The sequence below is a fragment of the Enterobacter sp. SA197 genome (assembly GCF_054131575.1).
On record NZ_CP096393.1, the window covers coordinates 4,338,225 to 4,352,616 of the forward strand.

The following is a 14,392-nucleotide window of genomic DNA, read 5'->3' on the forward strand; positions in this document are numbered from 1 at the left end:
ATTTTTTGCCATAAACGGCATCTTCATCGAATAATATCAGGATTTACTTCGGCAGGTTGACGCACCCTACGACGGCAACGGCAGGTTACCAAAATGTGCCGCATAACCATACCAGGGGAAAATGCCTCTGGCTTCACCACATCTTCAGCGTCGTGCTCTCAAGGATGCTTGAGAAGATATCAAGCATCTCTTCACGCTCTGGCAAGTCTCTGGCGTGACCACTGTGATACTGGATGAGCCAGTAGATGATCAGACTAAAAATACGCCGGGTCTTGAGTGCAGAGGTGGAAATGGTCTCTGCGACACCCGGAGCCAGCCGGTTGGTAAGCTGCGGTAGTACGCTGGTCAAAGACTCCATTGAAGAATCCAGCACTCGTGCGTAATGTTGCTTAAAACAGCCGGATTGCGACTGGTTCATATAGCGGTAAAAGAGATCGGCCTGCTGCTGGTCTTTATGGCTGGCAAACCAGGCAAGGGTCAGCCGCTCAAGCGTCTGCATGGTGTTATCCAACTCCTGATAAATGATTGCTTGATACATACAGGGCCTCAATGATTGTCATCGTCATGCCTAAAGCAGAAGAGATCGCCTGCAGCGTACCTGAGCATGTATCATGGATATCGCAACACTATGATAGATCACGCTACATTGTGCAATATTATGTTCACTTGAGGATCGAATGTGATTGATTATGATGCATTGCCCGAGCAACGGCAGTCTCTCATCCATCAGATACTGACGGAAACCGGCAGGGTTATCGGTGCAGATATCGCCCGTAAGTTGGGGGTGTCAGAGCACACCATACGCCGCGATCTTCAGGAGCTGGCCCGCCAGGGATTGTGCAAAAAAGTCTACGGTGGCGCGGTCAGTCAGTTTAAGCAGTCGGCCAGTTTCGAAACCCGGATGACGCAGAACATGCCAGAGAAATCGCAGGTTGCCAGGCGGTGTGCGCAGCTTGTCAGGCCGGGGGCATGCGTCTTTATTGATGCAGGTTCCACCTACGTGGCGATGGTTGAGTCCCTGCCTGCGGATATGGAACTGACCGTGGTGACTAACTCTCCGCAGATAGCGTCGGTACTGAGCGGGCGGGTCAATATTGAACTTATCCTGCTGGGTGGAAAAGTAAATGCCCACACCGGCAGTACGCTGGGTTCAGAGCCGGTGAATCAACTCCGTGGCATGATTTTCGATCAGACCTTTATCGGTGTATGCGGTCTTGATCCCCAGGTCGGGATGAGCGCGGTCTATTACGAAGATGCCTGTTTTAAAAAGGAAGTGCTGGCGCAGAGTAACGAAGTCATCGCCGCTGTGACGGCCGATAAAGTGTCTCAGGTCGCACGCTACAAAGTGGTTGCCTGCGAGGAGTTAGATATTGTGGTGGTAAGCCACGATACAAATATGGATAACTTCGGCCACCTCAATATGCATATTGAGGTGGCCGAAGAGTAGTGCTCTTTTCTGCTCGATTCAGAAAAATGAGCAGAAAATTGCATTAGTGCGTCTCGTTCCCCCTCACCCCGACCCTCTCCCTCAGGGAGAGGGAGAAAACCTGCTCGGTCAGTTACCTCGCCCCTGCGGGGAGAGGGAGAAAGCCCCGCCGTGCGCGTACAGGATGAGATAACTCAACCCCGCTCGGGCATTCCCCTCGCCCCTGCGGGGAGAGGGCCAGGGTGAGGGGAAAACCTGGCACCGTGCCGGCCAACTGCTACAACAGCGACCTTGCCACTTTCACCACGTTGTCTGTCGTAAAACCGTACATCGCAAACAACTGCTCCGCCGGGGCAGACTCACCGAAGGTGGTCATGCCAATGACCGCGCCGTTCAGGCCCACGTATTTGTACCAGTAGTCCGCAATGCCCGCTTCAATGGCAACACGCGCAGACACCGCTTTCGGCAGCACAGATTCACGGTAAGCTGCATCCTGCCTGTCGAACGCGTCGGTGGACGGCATGGACACCACGCGCGCCTTCACGCCTTCGGCAGTCAGTTTCTCCCATGCCGCAACCGCCAGCTCCACTTCAGAACCGGTGGCGATGAAGATAATCTCCGGCTGGCCGTTGCTGTCTTTCAGTACGTAACCACCGCGGGCGATATTCGCCAGTTGCTCTTCGGTACGCTCCTGCTGCGCCAGGTTCTGACGCGACAGAATCAGCGCGGTCGGGCCGTCCTGACGCTCCACGCCGTATTTCCACGCAACGGCAGATTCAACCTGGTCGCACGGACGCCAGGTGGACATGTTCGGGGTCACGCGCAGGGAAGCCACCTGCTCCACCGGCTGGTGCGTCGGACCGTCTTCGCCCAGACCGATGGAGTCGTGGGTGTAGACCATCACCTGGCGCTGCTTCATGAGGGCCGCCATACGCACCGCGTTACGCGCGTACTCGACGAACATCAGGAAGGTGGAGGTGTACGGCAGGAAGCCGCCGTGCAGGGCGATGCCGTTGGCAATCGCGGTCATGCCGAACTCGCGCACGCCGTAGTGGATGTAGTTACCCGCCGTGTCTTCGTTAATCGCTTTCGAGCCGGACCACAGGGTCAGGTTAGACGGCGCGAGGTCCGCAGAGCCGCCGAGGAACTCAGGCAACAGCGGACCAAAAGCTTCAATCGCATTCTGCGACGCCTTGCGGCTGGCGATTTTCGCCGGATTAGCCTGCAGTTTCGCGATGAACTCGCTGGCTTTCGCATCAAAGTCAGCCGGCATCTCGCCTTTCATACGGCGGGTGAATTCAGCGGCCTGCTCAGGGAAGGCTTTCGCGTACGCGGCGAACTTCCCGTTCCACGCGGACTCTTTCGCCTGACCGGCTTCTTTCGCATCCCACTGGGCATAAATTTCAGACGGGATGTCAAAGGCCGCGTGTTTCCAGCCCAGCTGCTCACGGGTCAGGGCGATTTCCGCGTCGCCCAGCGGCGCACCGTGGGAGTCGTGGGTGCCCTGTTTGTTCGGCGAGCCGAAACCAATGATGGTTCTGCACATCAGCAGGGACGGTTTGTCGGTGACGGCGCGCGCTTCTTCCACGGCGCGTTTAATGGCGTCAGCATCGTGGCCGTCCACGCCGCGCACCACGTGCCAGCCGTAGGCTTCGAAACGGGCAGCGGTGTCGTCGGTGAACCAGCCTTCAACGTGGCCGTCGATGGAGATGCCGTTGTCGTCATAGAACGCCACCAGTTTACCCAGTTTCAGGGTACCGGCCAGGGAGCACACTTCGTGAGAAATGCCTTCCATCATGCAGCCGTCGCCCATGAACGCGTAGGTGAAGTGGTCAACGATGTCGTGGCCCGGACGGTTGAACTGCGCCGCCAGAGTCTTCTCGGCAATCGCCATGCCCACGGCGTTGGCAATGCCCTGCCCCAGCGGACCGGTGGTGGTTTCCACACCGGCGGTGTAGCCCACTTCCGGGTGGCCCGGGGTTTTGGAATGCAGCTGGCGGAAGTTTTTCAGCTCGGATATCGGCAGGTCATAACCGGTGAGGTGCAGCAGGCTGTAAATCAGCATCGAGCCGTGGCCGTTGGAGAGCACAAAGCGGTCGCGGTCGGCCCAGGCCGGGTTGTTCGGGTTGTGGTTCAGGAAATCACGCCACAGGACTTCGGCAATGTCAGCCATACCCATCGGGGCTCCCGGATGACCGGATTTGGCTTTCTGTACCGCGTCCATCGAAAGCGCGCGCAGGGCATTGGCGCACTCGCGGCGCAATAATTTTGCTGTGTTCATCTTTTTTCCTTGCGGGCGGTTCAGAGCAGGTCGCGGATCATGTTTTCCAGTTTGAGCTGGTCGGCGGCAAACAACCGGATCCCTTCAGCCAGTTTTTCCACCGCCATCGGGTCCTGATGGTGCTGCCAGAGGAACTCAGCCTGGCTCATGGGGCTGGGACGATTTTCGCTCACGCAGCCTGGGTTAAGCTGGCGGGTCATCGGTGCCTCGCAGGCGGCCAGTTCATCCAGCAGCGCCGGCGAGATGGTCAGACGATCGCAGCCCGCCAGCGCCTGAATCTGCTCGATGCGACGGAAGCTGGCACCCATCACCACCGTTTCATAGCCATGCGCTTTGTAATACTGGTAAATCTCCCGTACCGATTTCACGCCCGGATCGGTTTCTGCCACGTATTCCGCCTGCGGCGCGTTCTTCTGATACCAGTCGTAGATGCGCCCGACAAACGGCGATATCAAAAACACCCCCGCTTCAGCACAGGCTCGCGCCTGGGCAAAGGAGAACAGCAGGGTCAGGTTACAGTTGATGCCGCTCTGCTCCAGCTCTTCTGCGGCACGGATACCCTCCCAGGTAGCTGCAAGCTTGATAAGGATGCGTGACGGATCGACGCCATTTTGCTGATAAAGCTGGATGAGCTTACGGGCACGGGAAACACACATGCCGCGATCCCAGGCAAACCGGGCGTCCACTTCGGTTGAGATGCGCCCCGGTACGTGACGCAAGACTTCAGTGCCGATATCCACCGCCACCTGATCACAGGCGTTAATCAGCTGCGTCTCAGCGCTACCGCCCTGGCGACGGGCTTTGCCTATGGCGTCGGCAATCAGTGCCTGGTACTGGGGTAACTGGGCCGCTTTCAGCACCAGCGAGGGGTTAGTGGTCGCATCCTGCGGGGCAAACTTCTTGATTGAGTCGATATCACCGGTGTCAGCCACCACCACGGTAACGGCTTTCAGGGCTTCTAGCTGGTTCATCAGGTTCTCCTTACGCGCCGACGCGTCAGTCTCTGGCATGCTGGTTCTGGTAATAATCAATGCGTTCTACTTTTGCCGCAGAGCCGCCCCCTTCATATTCCGATTCAAGCCAGGCCTGAATAATTTTTTTACCCAGTTCAGGACCAATAACGCGGGCACCCAGGGTGATGATTTGCGCATTGTTACTTTTGCGCGCCCGTTCGGCGGAGAAAGTGTCATGGCACTGTGCGGCGCGAACGCCCGGCACTTTATTGGCCACAATGCTCATGCCAATTCCGGTGCCACACATTAAAATAGCGCGGTCGTGCTCACCCTGTTTAACAGCCATCGCAACGTCATGGGCAACATCAGGATAATAATTCGTGTCCGGGCGTTTATCGCTGCTGTAATCGACAACAGCGATCCCCTGCTCTGCTAAATAGCTGGTAATAGCATCGCGAAACGCGTAGGCCGCATCATCCGCACCAATAGCGATTGTTTTCATAGCAGTGTCCTCAATTAATCACGAGAAATAAAAATCTTATCCCCTGGGAGAATCTGTTGTGGCGTCGGTCCACAGAGATGAACCGTGCCAGGTAATTCGGCGTCAATAGCGCCATCAAAACTCAACGTAATATGACCGAGCTGTTTCAAATTCGCCGTTGCCACCTCACCCACGGCGGTAATTCGGTAGCGGGTGGTATTTATTTTTAACGCAAGGCCGGGTAATAAAACATCCTGAAATTCCCCAGACCGATGGACGGCACAATAGTCAGCAATATCTGGCGGAACAGCTTCAGAAAATAATATTAATTTGTCCTGTTTTAAATATTGCGCAACAAACTCGCCCACGAAGGTTATGTCCAGCTGGTACAACGGCGATAACATTTATTTATTTCCTTTACTGACCGGCGAAGAGAGCGGCAGCGGTTTTTCTTCCACGCCCGGCACCTCTTCTACCACCGGCGAACGCGCCTTCAGGCGTTTATCAAACCAGGCCACCAGCACCGGGGCGGTAAGCATGGTGATGATACTGGCGGTGGCAAGCTGGGCGGTGGCCGCGTCCACATAGACAGCGAGCGACGGGTCCGCCTGGGCAACCATCGCCGGCGTAAGCGCGGAGCTGGCGGCGGTGGTGCCGAGTGCTGCCCCCAGCGCCGTTTTCTTCTTCAGGAACAGGTTATAGAGGAAGTAGAAAATGATGCCGGTGACCGCCGAGATGATCCCCAGCACGATGCCGGACAGACCGGCGGTAAAGACCGTGTTAATGCTGGAGTTTGCGCCAATCGCAAAGGACATGATGATGATGATGAGCGGCTGGGCCGAGGCGCAAAGCTGCTTGAAGCGCTCATCAAGGTTGCCCCACAGCATGCCTATCAGCAGCGGGATAAGCATAGACAGCAGTGCCGCAAACGGAATGTTTGCCAGGCCGCTCACCCCGAGCACCATCATGGTCACGAAGGGGCCGTCTTTTATACAGAATACCGAAATCGCCCCGGCGTCGCTGGCGTCACCGTAGTTACTGCACAGCGCGATGTAGAGCGAGCTGTTGGAGCTGGTCAGGCAGGCGACGAACGCCAGGGTTGAGATCCCAAGGAACCCCACCGGTCCAAACATACTGCCGACCACCCATACCGCCAGCGCACCGGCGATACATTTTAAAATCAGCAGTACCGCACCTTTGTACAGCGGCAGCCCTGCCTGGCGAATATTAATGGAGGTGCCGCAAATCAACAGAAATATCCCCATCATGGCGCTGGAACCCGCTTTAAATAGCGCGGTGGTAGGGCCGCCGATGGTTAACACCTGAGGGGCAAATGTATTTAAAAGAATCGCCACCAGCAGCGGAATAATAATCAACCCACCCGGCACCTTATTCATTTTCTCAAATATATTGATCTTCATAGGTTAACTCGCATACGGATACAGAAGTGAATGAATCACGACGCACTGCCCGAATAATTATTCGCGTCGCATATTATTATTAACCCTAAATAAGTTGCGTTGCTGTCAGGCGACGATGCAGCAAATCCTCGGAGGCTAACGCCAGTAATTAACTGGGGTGAGCGAGGAAAGCTAACGCCCATACAACGTAACGTATGCCGGGTTTTTTTATTGCAGTGATTCTTTATAAATATGTTCAACAATAGTGCTAATAATATCTTCCGGTCCGGTTAATCCGCCTTTGCCCACGCAGACTAATCCGGCATATTCCCCACCGATAATTCTGACCATATCGGTTTGCGGAATAACATAATCAATCATCTCAATACCGGTCGCGCCCAGTTCTTTCAGGACGTTGACCATGGTGTCACCGCCGGTCATATACAAACCTTTAATTTCATCCGGCGCGCAATTGAGGATCTCTTTAACAATGCTGCCGAGCCCTTTATTAATATTCTCCGCCGCCTGACCGTGATCAAGGTTAAAGCGTTGCTCCTCTTCGCGTAGATCGAGCAGCCTGCCGGTCAGGGCCGATTCAAAGACAAAGAGCGCGTTTTTGTGTTCCGTCACGCACTTCTGCGCCTGTTGTACGATGCGGCTGATTTCGATCCCGGCGGCATTTTTACGATCCACCAGCAGTTCCGCATCCACCGGGATATGGCACACGCGATCGTCGTGGGCTATCAAATGGCTGAGCTGTTTTTTGGTCACCGGCGTGGCACTACCGGCGACGATCACCACCGAGCCGCGCTGGGCGCTGCGCGCTAAAGACTGCTGCTCAGGACGTCTTTCTTCCCGCATCAGGCCACGGTGTGCCGCCAGGCTTTCGGTAAAGGGTCCCGGATCCACCGCCAGCACGTTCCAGTTCAGATCAACCACCGCCCTGGCAATGGCGTTGATGTCGTCCAGGGTAATGGCATCCACCACAATCACCCGCGATCCTTCCTGCTGACGCGCCTGTAACTGCTGCTGAATAACCGCATTGCCCTGCATCACCTGCGCCAGCGCAATATGCCCGACAGCATGTTGCGTCTGATTCGCCAGCAGGCCCGGCACCCAGGACTCGGTGACCGGCGTACGGACGTCGCGCGCCACATCGGTACAGGAGAGCGCCACCGAATCAATCACCGAATACCCCCCCACCAGGATACGGCGGGACTGCGGCATCGCAGGCACCACTACGGCAACCGTCTCCTGGGGCAACAGCGCCAGCATGGCGTCAATTTCGTAGCCAATGCCACCTCGCAGGGTGGTATCAATACGTTTGGTGAAGTAATGGGCGCCACGGGCTTTCAGTTGCTGTACGGCGGCGCTCACCCGCTGCTGGGCTTCAGCTTTCGGTAACGGGCGACTGTCGCTGCTGACGACCATCGCCGGGTATTCCACTTCATTGCGGGCGAAGGAGTCGGTATCAAAAAAGGCGGCCGTCTTCAGCCCGCTGCGTGCCAGCAGCACGCCCACCGTGGTGGCGCCGGTCAGGTCGTCAGCCACAATCCCCAGCCTGCCGCCTTCCCCAGCCGGATAGACCATCTCAATACAGGCTGGCGTGACGCCGGAAACGTAGATGCCTTCATGGATGTACTCTGCCAGCGGGCCGCTTTTGCCCGTGGGGTGCAGGTTGATGGTCGGAATACCGCGTTTCGGATAGAGACCGCAGCGCAAGGTGCCGCCGCAGTCGATAACCATGATGCCCATTTCATGTTCCGCCGGTTCCCCGTGTTTGAACACATCGACCGACGGCCAGCCGGTCAGTTCACTCAGACGGTCTACCACGGCGGGGCGAATGCCCCCCGTGATATAGGCGATTTTTTTTGGCGCTCCGAGCGTGACCGTTAACGGCCCGCCCCAGCCCTTACTTCCTTTACTAATTAACAGATGTTTTTCCATTCTCTGCCCCTCAGTATGCAAGACGCCTTAATGCTGTTTCATTTTCCAGTAGCGCGCGGCAACCAGCGTGGACTCCAGCATGCTGACCGTGCCTGCTTTGCCTGTACCGGCAATGTCGAACGCCGTACCATGATCCACGGAGCTGCGCATAAACGGCAGGCCGAAGGTAATAGTGATGGAACGTTCAAAGTCGAGGGTCTTGCAGGCGATATGTCCCTGATCGTGATAGAGCGACAAAATGGCGTCGTATTTGCCAAGTTTGCCGAGGTGGAAAACAGAGTCGGCCGGGACCGGGCCAATCGCATTGATGCCCTCCTGCTGGGCTGCTTTAACCGCCGGGATCAGATTGTCTGCCTCTTCATGACCAAACAGGCCATTATCAGAGCCGTGCGGGTTGAGCGCGGCCACCGCAATTCGCGGATTCTGGATGTTCAGGGCGGTAAACTCATGATGGATCTGCTGCACGCAGGCCAGTACACGCTCCTTGTTGGCGTAATCACAGGCATCTTTCAGCGCCATGTGGCGGCTCACGAAGAAAACGCGCAGGTTGTGCACGTGGAACATGGTCAGGCCGTAGTCGGACCGGGTTTCCACCTGGTAAATTTCGGTATGGCCCGGCAGCTTGCATCCCGCCAGCTTGATAGCCTCTTTATGAATCGGCGCGGTTGAGACCACGTCGATATCTCCTGCCATGCCAAGCTCAATGGACTTCATTACATAATCCAGTGACATCTGCCCGGCCAGCTTCTGCACTTTTCCCCAGACGATGCTGTCGTAGTCATACTCACCGGTTTCCAGCACATCCAGCGTGCCCCAGCTAAATTTTGCCTGGCTGGGGTGCGTGATGCGGTTGATGGGGAAATCGCACCCCTGGATTTTCATTGCCCGTTCAACGATGGGGACGGAGCCGATGAGAAAGGGTTTGCACTCGTCGTATACGCTTTTATCCATCAGGGTGGCGACGGTAATTTCCGGGCCAATCCCGGCAGGATCGCCAATAGTGACTGCTACTACGGGTTTTTTATCTACAGACATCGTCGGACCTCTCGGTAATGAAACACTCGTTCGTTCATATGTTCACTAGTAAATCATATGAACACTAGGCTAACGTATGCGTAATCGATGAGGAGTGATGGCGATCACAGAAAAAAATCAGGTGTTATTTTCGATCGAAAAAATGTGATCTAACATATGTTCAACTACTGAATATATGTTCAATCTGCTCTTTTCAGGGCATAACCTGATATCTAACTGATTGATAAAAAAGGACGCGAAGAAAAACATGAAACGCCTGATGATTGGCACCAGCTGGAAAATGAACAAACCTCTGTCGCAGGCTCTGGCATATTGCGATGCGCTGGCAACCCAACTCCCCCCGCTGTTACACCCGGCTGTACAGCCATTTTTTATCCCGCCGTTTACGGCTATTCATCCGGTCAGCGAGTTTTTCCGACAGCATGATTTACCCTGCCTGACGGGTGCACAGAATATGCATCAGGAGGAGGCGGGTGCATGGACGGGAGAGATCTCCGCCGCCATGATTGCAGAGACCGGTGCGACGCTGGTGGAGATGGGGCACTCTGAACGGCGTGGCGCTTTTAATGAAACCGACGCGGCAATCAATGCCAAAGTCCACACCGCTTTGCGCCACGGCCTGCGTCCACTGGTCTGCATTGGCGACAGCGCGGATGAGAAACGGTGGGGCGTGTCGGCAGAAAGCGTAGTGCGGCAGATGAAAATCGCCCTCTACGGGCTTACTGCGGAACAGGCAAAACGGACGCTTATCGCCTACGAACCCATCTGGGCGATTGGCGAACAGGGCACCCCGGCATCCCCTGAGCAGGCCGCAGAGATCCATCACGCGCTACGGGCGGCACTATGTGAGCGTTATGGTCAGGAAGAGGGACAGCAGATTTCGCTGCTCTATGGCGGTAGCGTTAACCTGCAAAACTGCGTGGCGCTGGTATCGCAGGAGAACATCGACGGTCTGTTTATTGGTCGCTCCGCCTGGGAAGCGGCGGGATATTGCGCAATTGTGCAGCGCGTTGTGCAGGATTTTATCATGAAAGCACAGTAATATTAGGGGGTACGGGTAATGGAAAAACAATGCGATGGCTGAACACGACTCTGAATACGAACTCCTGACGGAAATAGCCGTAGCGTATTACGACCAGGAGCAGACCCAGGAAGAAATTGCTCAACGGTTTGGGATCTCGCGCATCAAGGTGGGCCGACTGTTGAAGAAAGCCCGCCACGAAGGGATCGTTGAGATCAACGTAAAATATCATCCGGTCTTTAGTTCACAGATTGAACAACAGTTCATTCAGAATTTTGATATGAAGCGGGTCTTGATCGCCCTCGATCACCATGATGAAGATGAACAGCGCCAGCAGGTAGCGGCCCTGGTGAGCAACTACCTTGCGACGATCCTGAAAAATGAGATGACCGTGGCCGTGGGCCAGGGGCGCAACGTGGCGGCGGTCGCTAATCATGTAGGGATCTTCCCGGAACGCAACTGCCGCTTTATCTGCGGCATTGGCGGCACCACCCGTGACGGGCAGTTAATCGACGCTGATCACATCAGCCGTAACCTCGCCCGTAAATTTAACGGTCATAGTGAAACCCTTTATGCCCCCGCCTATGTTGAAACCCCGGCGCTGCGCGAAGCCTTTATCCAGAACCGGTTGATAAAAGCCACGCTTGAGCAGGCCAGCAAAGCGGATGTGGCAATTATTGGCCTGGGAGACATGAATGAAAACAGCTTCATGGTGCAACTGGGCTGGTTTACGCCGCAGGAGATCATCACGGCGCGTCAGGAGCAAGGCGTAGTGGGGGATCTTGCAGGCTACAGTTTTTTTAATATCAAAGGTACGCCGGTCGATACGGTGATGAACAACAGGGTCATTGGCCTGAGCCTTGAGCAGCTGCGTGCTATCCCCTGCGTGATTGCCATCGCCTCTGAAAGCACCAAAGCCACCGCCATTCTTGGCGCGCTGCGCACGGGAGTGATTGACGTTCTGGCAACCAGTGCTTCAAACGCCCGTACCGTTATCCATCTGCATAAGGCGCTGTAACAGCCCGTGCGGTGAAGGCGTTGGGCTTCCCGACGCCAAAAAAGCTGATAGTCTGTTAGTCACCCTCTCGTTCCGGTACTGGCGCACATGTACAACATTGATGACTTTGATCTGAAAATTCTGACGCTGCTGCAGGGCAACGGCCGTTTGACCAACCAGGAGCTGAGCGATTTGATTGGCCTCTCCGCCTCTCAGTGCTCACGCCGCCGTATTGCGCTCGAGCAGGCGCAGCTTATTCTCGGCTACCACGCCCGCCTAGCGCCGGATGCGGTAGGACTTGAAATGCTCGGGTTGATTGAAGTGCGCCTGATTAATCACACCCAGGAGTGCGTGGAGAGTTTCCACCGGATGCTCAGTGACGTTGACGCCATTCTCGACGCGTATAAAACCACCGGCGATGCGGATTATTTACTGAAAGTGGCGGTTCCGGATCTCCCGGGGCTGAGTTATCTCATCAGCCATATTCTTGCGCAAAACAAAGGGGTGGCGCATTTAAAAACCTCAGTGGTGTTAAACCGCCTGAAAGAGAACGGACAACTGATGCCCGGTAACGCCCCCATGCCCTGATTTGGGGCATTGCGCCCTTTTTTGGTGCACTGACGCGGCCATTTGATGCATCTCCCCGGCATTACACACACACCTTGCCCGTATATCGCTCGCATAATGCACGGAACATGCATTTTGCTCTTTTCCGACATTTCAAGGTGTTAGCCTCGACACCGTCTATTTTTACACCACTCAATACCCGCCGAATGCCAATCTGGTGCACTTTTTGCAGGATATTTCTTATCTTTAGCAAATGTTGAATTGTACTTTCTTATGGATAACGTCCTGACCCCCAATAAACTTGCTCATACCTGGCTCGAAGATGCGCTGGCGCTGCTGTTTGGCACTCTGATGATCTCTTTTGGCGTGATTCTGTTCCGCCAGGCGGGCGCGCTTACCGGCGGCACCGCAGGTATCGCCTTTTTGATCCACTACGCGACCCATCTGCCGTTCGGCGTGGCGTTTTTCCTGATTAACCTGCCCTTTTACTGGCTCTCTATTCGCCGTATGGGAATGCAGTTTACGTTAAAAACCTTTTGTGCCGTCGCGCTGGTATCGCTGTTTTCCGATCTGCATGGTCGCTTTATCCATTTCGATCAGCTCAACCCCTATTACGCCACCCTGTTTGGCAACATTGTGGTGGGGATTGGTTTCGTGGTGCTGTTCCGTCACAAAGCGAGCCTTGGCGGGGTTAACATTCTCGCGCTCTATCTGCAGGACAAAAGCGGCATCCGTGCCGGCAAATTCCAGATGGTAGTGGATGCCTGCATCGTGACCGCCTCGCTGTTCTTCGTGAGCCTGCCGATGCTCGCGGCTTCTATCGTCGGTGCCGTGATCCTTAATTCCATTATTGCCATGAACCATCGTCCGGGACGCTACACGGTGTAGTGGACTGCACGTTGACTGTTATTTTCAGGAGTAGACTGTGTTCCAGAATGTTGACGCCTACGCGGGCGATCCAATCCTCTCGTTGATGGAGACTTTCCATCAGGACAATCGGGCTGAGAAAGTAAACCTCAGCATCGGTCTCTACTACAACGAGCAGGCCATCATTCCTCGCCTTGAAGCGGTCCAGCAGGCTGAAAGCCGCCTGCAGAGCCTGCCGCAAAAAGCCAGCCTCTATCTGCCAATGGAAGGTTTCGCCCCTTACCGCAGCGCCATTCAGACCCTGCTTTTTGGTGAGAACCATCCGGCGCTTAACGCCGGGCGCATCGCAACCATTCAGACGCTGGGCGGTTCCGGTGCGCTGAAGGTGGGTGCCGATTTTCTGAAACGTTACTTCCCCGATTCTGAGGTGTGGGTGAGCGACCCGACCTGGGAAAACCACATCGCCATTTTCGCCGGTGCCGGTTTTAACGTGCACACCTACCCCTACTTCGATGAGGCCACGCGCGGCGTCAATTTCGAGGGGATGTTAAGCAGCCTGAACGCGCTTCCGGCACGCAGCATCGTGCTGTTGCACCCCTGCTGCCACAACCCGACGGGTGCAGACCTGACTAACGCCCAGTGGGATGCTGTCATTGAAGTGCTGATTGCCCGTGACCTGATTCCGTTCCTCGACATCGCCTACCAGGGCTTTGGCGCAGGCATTGAAGAGGACGCTTACGCCATTCGCGCTATCGCCAGCACCGGCTTACCGGCACTGGTCAGTAACTCCTTCTCCAAAATTTTCTCCCTGTACGGCGAGCGCGTGGGCGGATTGTCCATCGTCTGTGAAGATGCCGACGCCGCAGACCGCGTACTGGGACAACTGAAAGCGACCGTGCGTCGGAACTACTCCAGCCCACCGAACTTTGGTGCGCAGGTGGTCTCGCTGGTGCTGAATGACCCGGCGCTCAACGCGTTGTGGCGTGCTGAAGTGGATGCCATGCGCACCCGCATCAGTGAAATGCGCCAGGCGCTGGTCAAGGTGCTGAAAGCGGCCCTGCCGGAACATGATTTTGACTACCTGCTGACCCAGCGCGGCATGTTCAGCTACACCGGCTTTAGTCCGGCACAGGTAGACGCCCTGCGTGAGGCGTACGGTGTTTACCTCATTACCAGCGGTCGCGTCTGTATGGCCGGGCTGAACCACGGTAACCTTGATCGTGTCGCGAAGGCGTTTGCAGCGGTACAGTAACACTGCCTGCCTGCCTGTTTTCGGCGTTAGCGCGTAACGAAAACAGGCGGTTGCCACGCCGTCACCTCTGGCGGCGTGCCGGCAAACGCCGCTCTCCTGAAGCTTTGGCCGCCTTACCCTGACCGCCCTTTACTCGCACTGGATCGCATCGTCGCACGGCATCTT

14 protein-coding genes are annotated in these 14,392 nt (G+C 55.8%); 6 read left to right on the forward strand and 8 right to left on the reverse strand.

Translation table 11 applies throughout. The features are described 5' to 3' along the window. Window positions 1-133: 133 nt before the first annotated feature. Window positions 134-538, reverse strand: a complete 405-nt coding sequence (locus M1D91_RS20240) for a hypothetical protein (RefSeq protein WP_437434260.1) — start codon at window positions 536-538, stop codon at window positions 134-136. A gap of 141 nt (window positions 539-679) precedes the next feature. On the opposite strand from M1D91_RS20240, the gene M1D91_RS20245 reads away from it, so the two are divergent. After that, a complete protein-coding gene (locus M1D91_RS20245; protein WP_437434259.1) occupies window positions 680-1,447 on the forward strand; it encodes a DeoR/GlpR family DNA-binding transcription regulator in 768 nt (255 codons plus the stop codon). A 256-nt stretch (window positions 1,448-1,703) separates the two neighbouring features. Here M1D91_RS20245 and tkt read toward each other — a convergent pair whose 3' ends face one another. The 7 genes from tkt to pdxA all read right to left on the reverse strand — a co-directional run bounded on the left by tkt (window position 1,704) and on the right by pdxA (window position 9,523). Continuing rightward, on the reverse strand, window positions 1,704-3,707 hold the full coding sequence (tkt, locus tag M1D91_RS20250) for a transketolase (RefSeq protein WP_457975826.1): 2,004 nt from the start codon (window positions 3,705-3,707) through the stop codon (window positions 1,704-1,706). Window positions 3,708-3,727: 20 nt separating this feature from the next. After that, window positions 3,728-4,678, reverse strand: coding sequence for a transaldolase (gene tal / locus M1D91_RS20255; protein ID WP_437431795.1), 951 nt, complete (start codon window positions 4,676-4,678; stop codon window positions 3,728-3,730). A 25-nt stretch (window positions 4,679-4,703) separates the two neighbouring features. Further along, the gene (locus M1D91_RS20260; RefSeq protein WP_437431794.1) at window positions 4,704-5,162 is read right to left on the reverse strand and encodes an RpiB/LacA/LacB family sugar-phosphate isomerase; all 459 of its coding nucleotides are present in this window, start codon (window positions 5,160-5,162) and stop codon (window positions 4,704-4,706) included. A 14-nt stretch (window positions 5,163-5,176) separates the two neighbouring features. Beyond that, complete coding sequence (locus M1D91_RS20265) at window positions 5,177-5,545, reverse strand: PTS glucitol/sorbitol transporter subunit IIA (RefSeq protein WP_437431793.1); 369 nt, start codon at window positions 5,543-5,545, stop codon at window positions 5,177-5,179. Beyond that, a complete protein-coding gene (locus M1D91_RS20270) occupies window positions 5,546-6,562 on the reverse strand; it encodes a 2-keto-3-deoxygluconate permease (RefSeq protein ID WP_437431792.1) in 1,017 nt (338 codons plus the stop codon). Between the two features lie 207 nt (window positions 6,563-6,769). After that, window positions 6,770-8,488: a four-carbon acid sugar kinase family protein gene (locus M1D91_RS20275; protein WP_437431791.1), complete on the reverse strand. Its 1,719-nt coding sequence runs from the start codon at window positions 8,486-8,488 to the stop codon at window positions 6,770-6,772. Window positions 8,489-8,515: 27 nt separating this feature from the next. Then, window positions 8,516-9,523 (reverse strand): 4-hydroxythreonine-4-phosphate dehydrogenase PdxA, encoded by a 1,008-nt coding sequence (gene pdxA, locus M1D91_RS20280; protein ID WP_437431790.1) that lies wholly within the window; start codon window positions 9,521-9,523, stop codon window positions 8,516-8,518. Window positions 9,524-9,770: 247 nt separating this feature from the next. On the opposite strand from pdxA, the gene M1D91_RS20285 reads away from it, so the two are divergent. The 5 genes from M1D91_RS20285 to M1D91_RS20305 all read left to right on the forward strand — a co-directional run bounded on the left by M1D91_RS20285 (window position 9,771) and on the right by M1D91_RS20305 (window position 14,227). Next, window positions 9,771-10,565: a triose-phosphate isomerase gene (locus tag M1D91_RS20285; RefSeq protein ID WP_437431789.1), complete on the forward strand. Its 795-nt coding sequence runs from the start codon at window positions 9,771-9,773 to the stop codon at window positions 10,563-10,565. 34 nt (window positions 10,566-10,599) lie between these two features. Further along, the gene (locus tag M1D91_RS20290; RefSeq protein ID WP_437431788.1) at window positions 10,600-11,562 is read left to right on the forward strand and encodes a sugar-binding transcriptional regulator; all 963 of its coding nucleotides are present in this window, start codon (window positions 10,600-10,602) and stop codon (window positions 11,560-11,562) included. Window positions 11,563-11,649: 87 nt separating this feature from the next. Then, the gene (locus M1D91_RS20295) at window positions 11,650-12,129 is read left to right on the forward strand and encodes an Lrp/AsnC family transcriptional regulator (RefSeq protein WP_437431787.1); all 480 of its coding nucleotides are present in this window, start codon (window positions 11,650-11,652) and stop codon (window positions 12,127-12,129) included. 252 nt (window positions 12,130-12,381) lie between these two features. Beyond that, the gene (locus tag M1D91_RS20300) at window positions 12,382-12,996 is read left to right on the forward strand and encodes a YitT family protein (RefSeq protein ID WP_437431786.1); all 615 of its coding nucleotides are present in this window, start codon (window positions 12,382-12,384) and stop codon (window positions 12,994-12,996) included. A 37-nt stretch (window positions 12,997-13,033) separates the two neighbouring features. Further along, on the forward strand, window positions 13,034-14,227 hold the full coding sequence (locus M1D91_RS20305) for an amino acid aminotransferase (RefSeq protein WP_437431785.1): 1,194 nt from the start codon (window positions 13,034-13,036) through the stop codon (window positions 14,225-14,227). The last annotated feature ends 165 nt before the right edge of the window (window positions 14,228-14,392 follow it).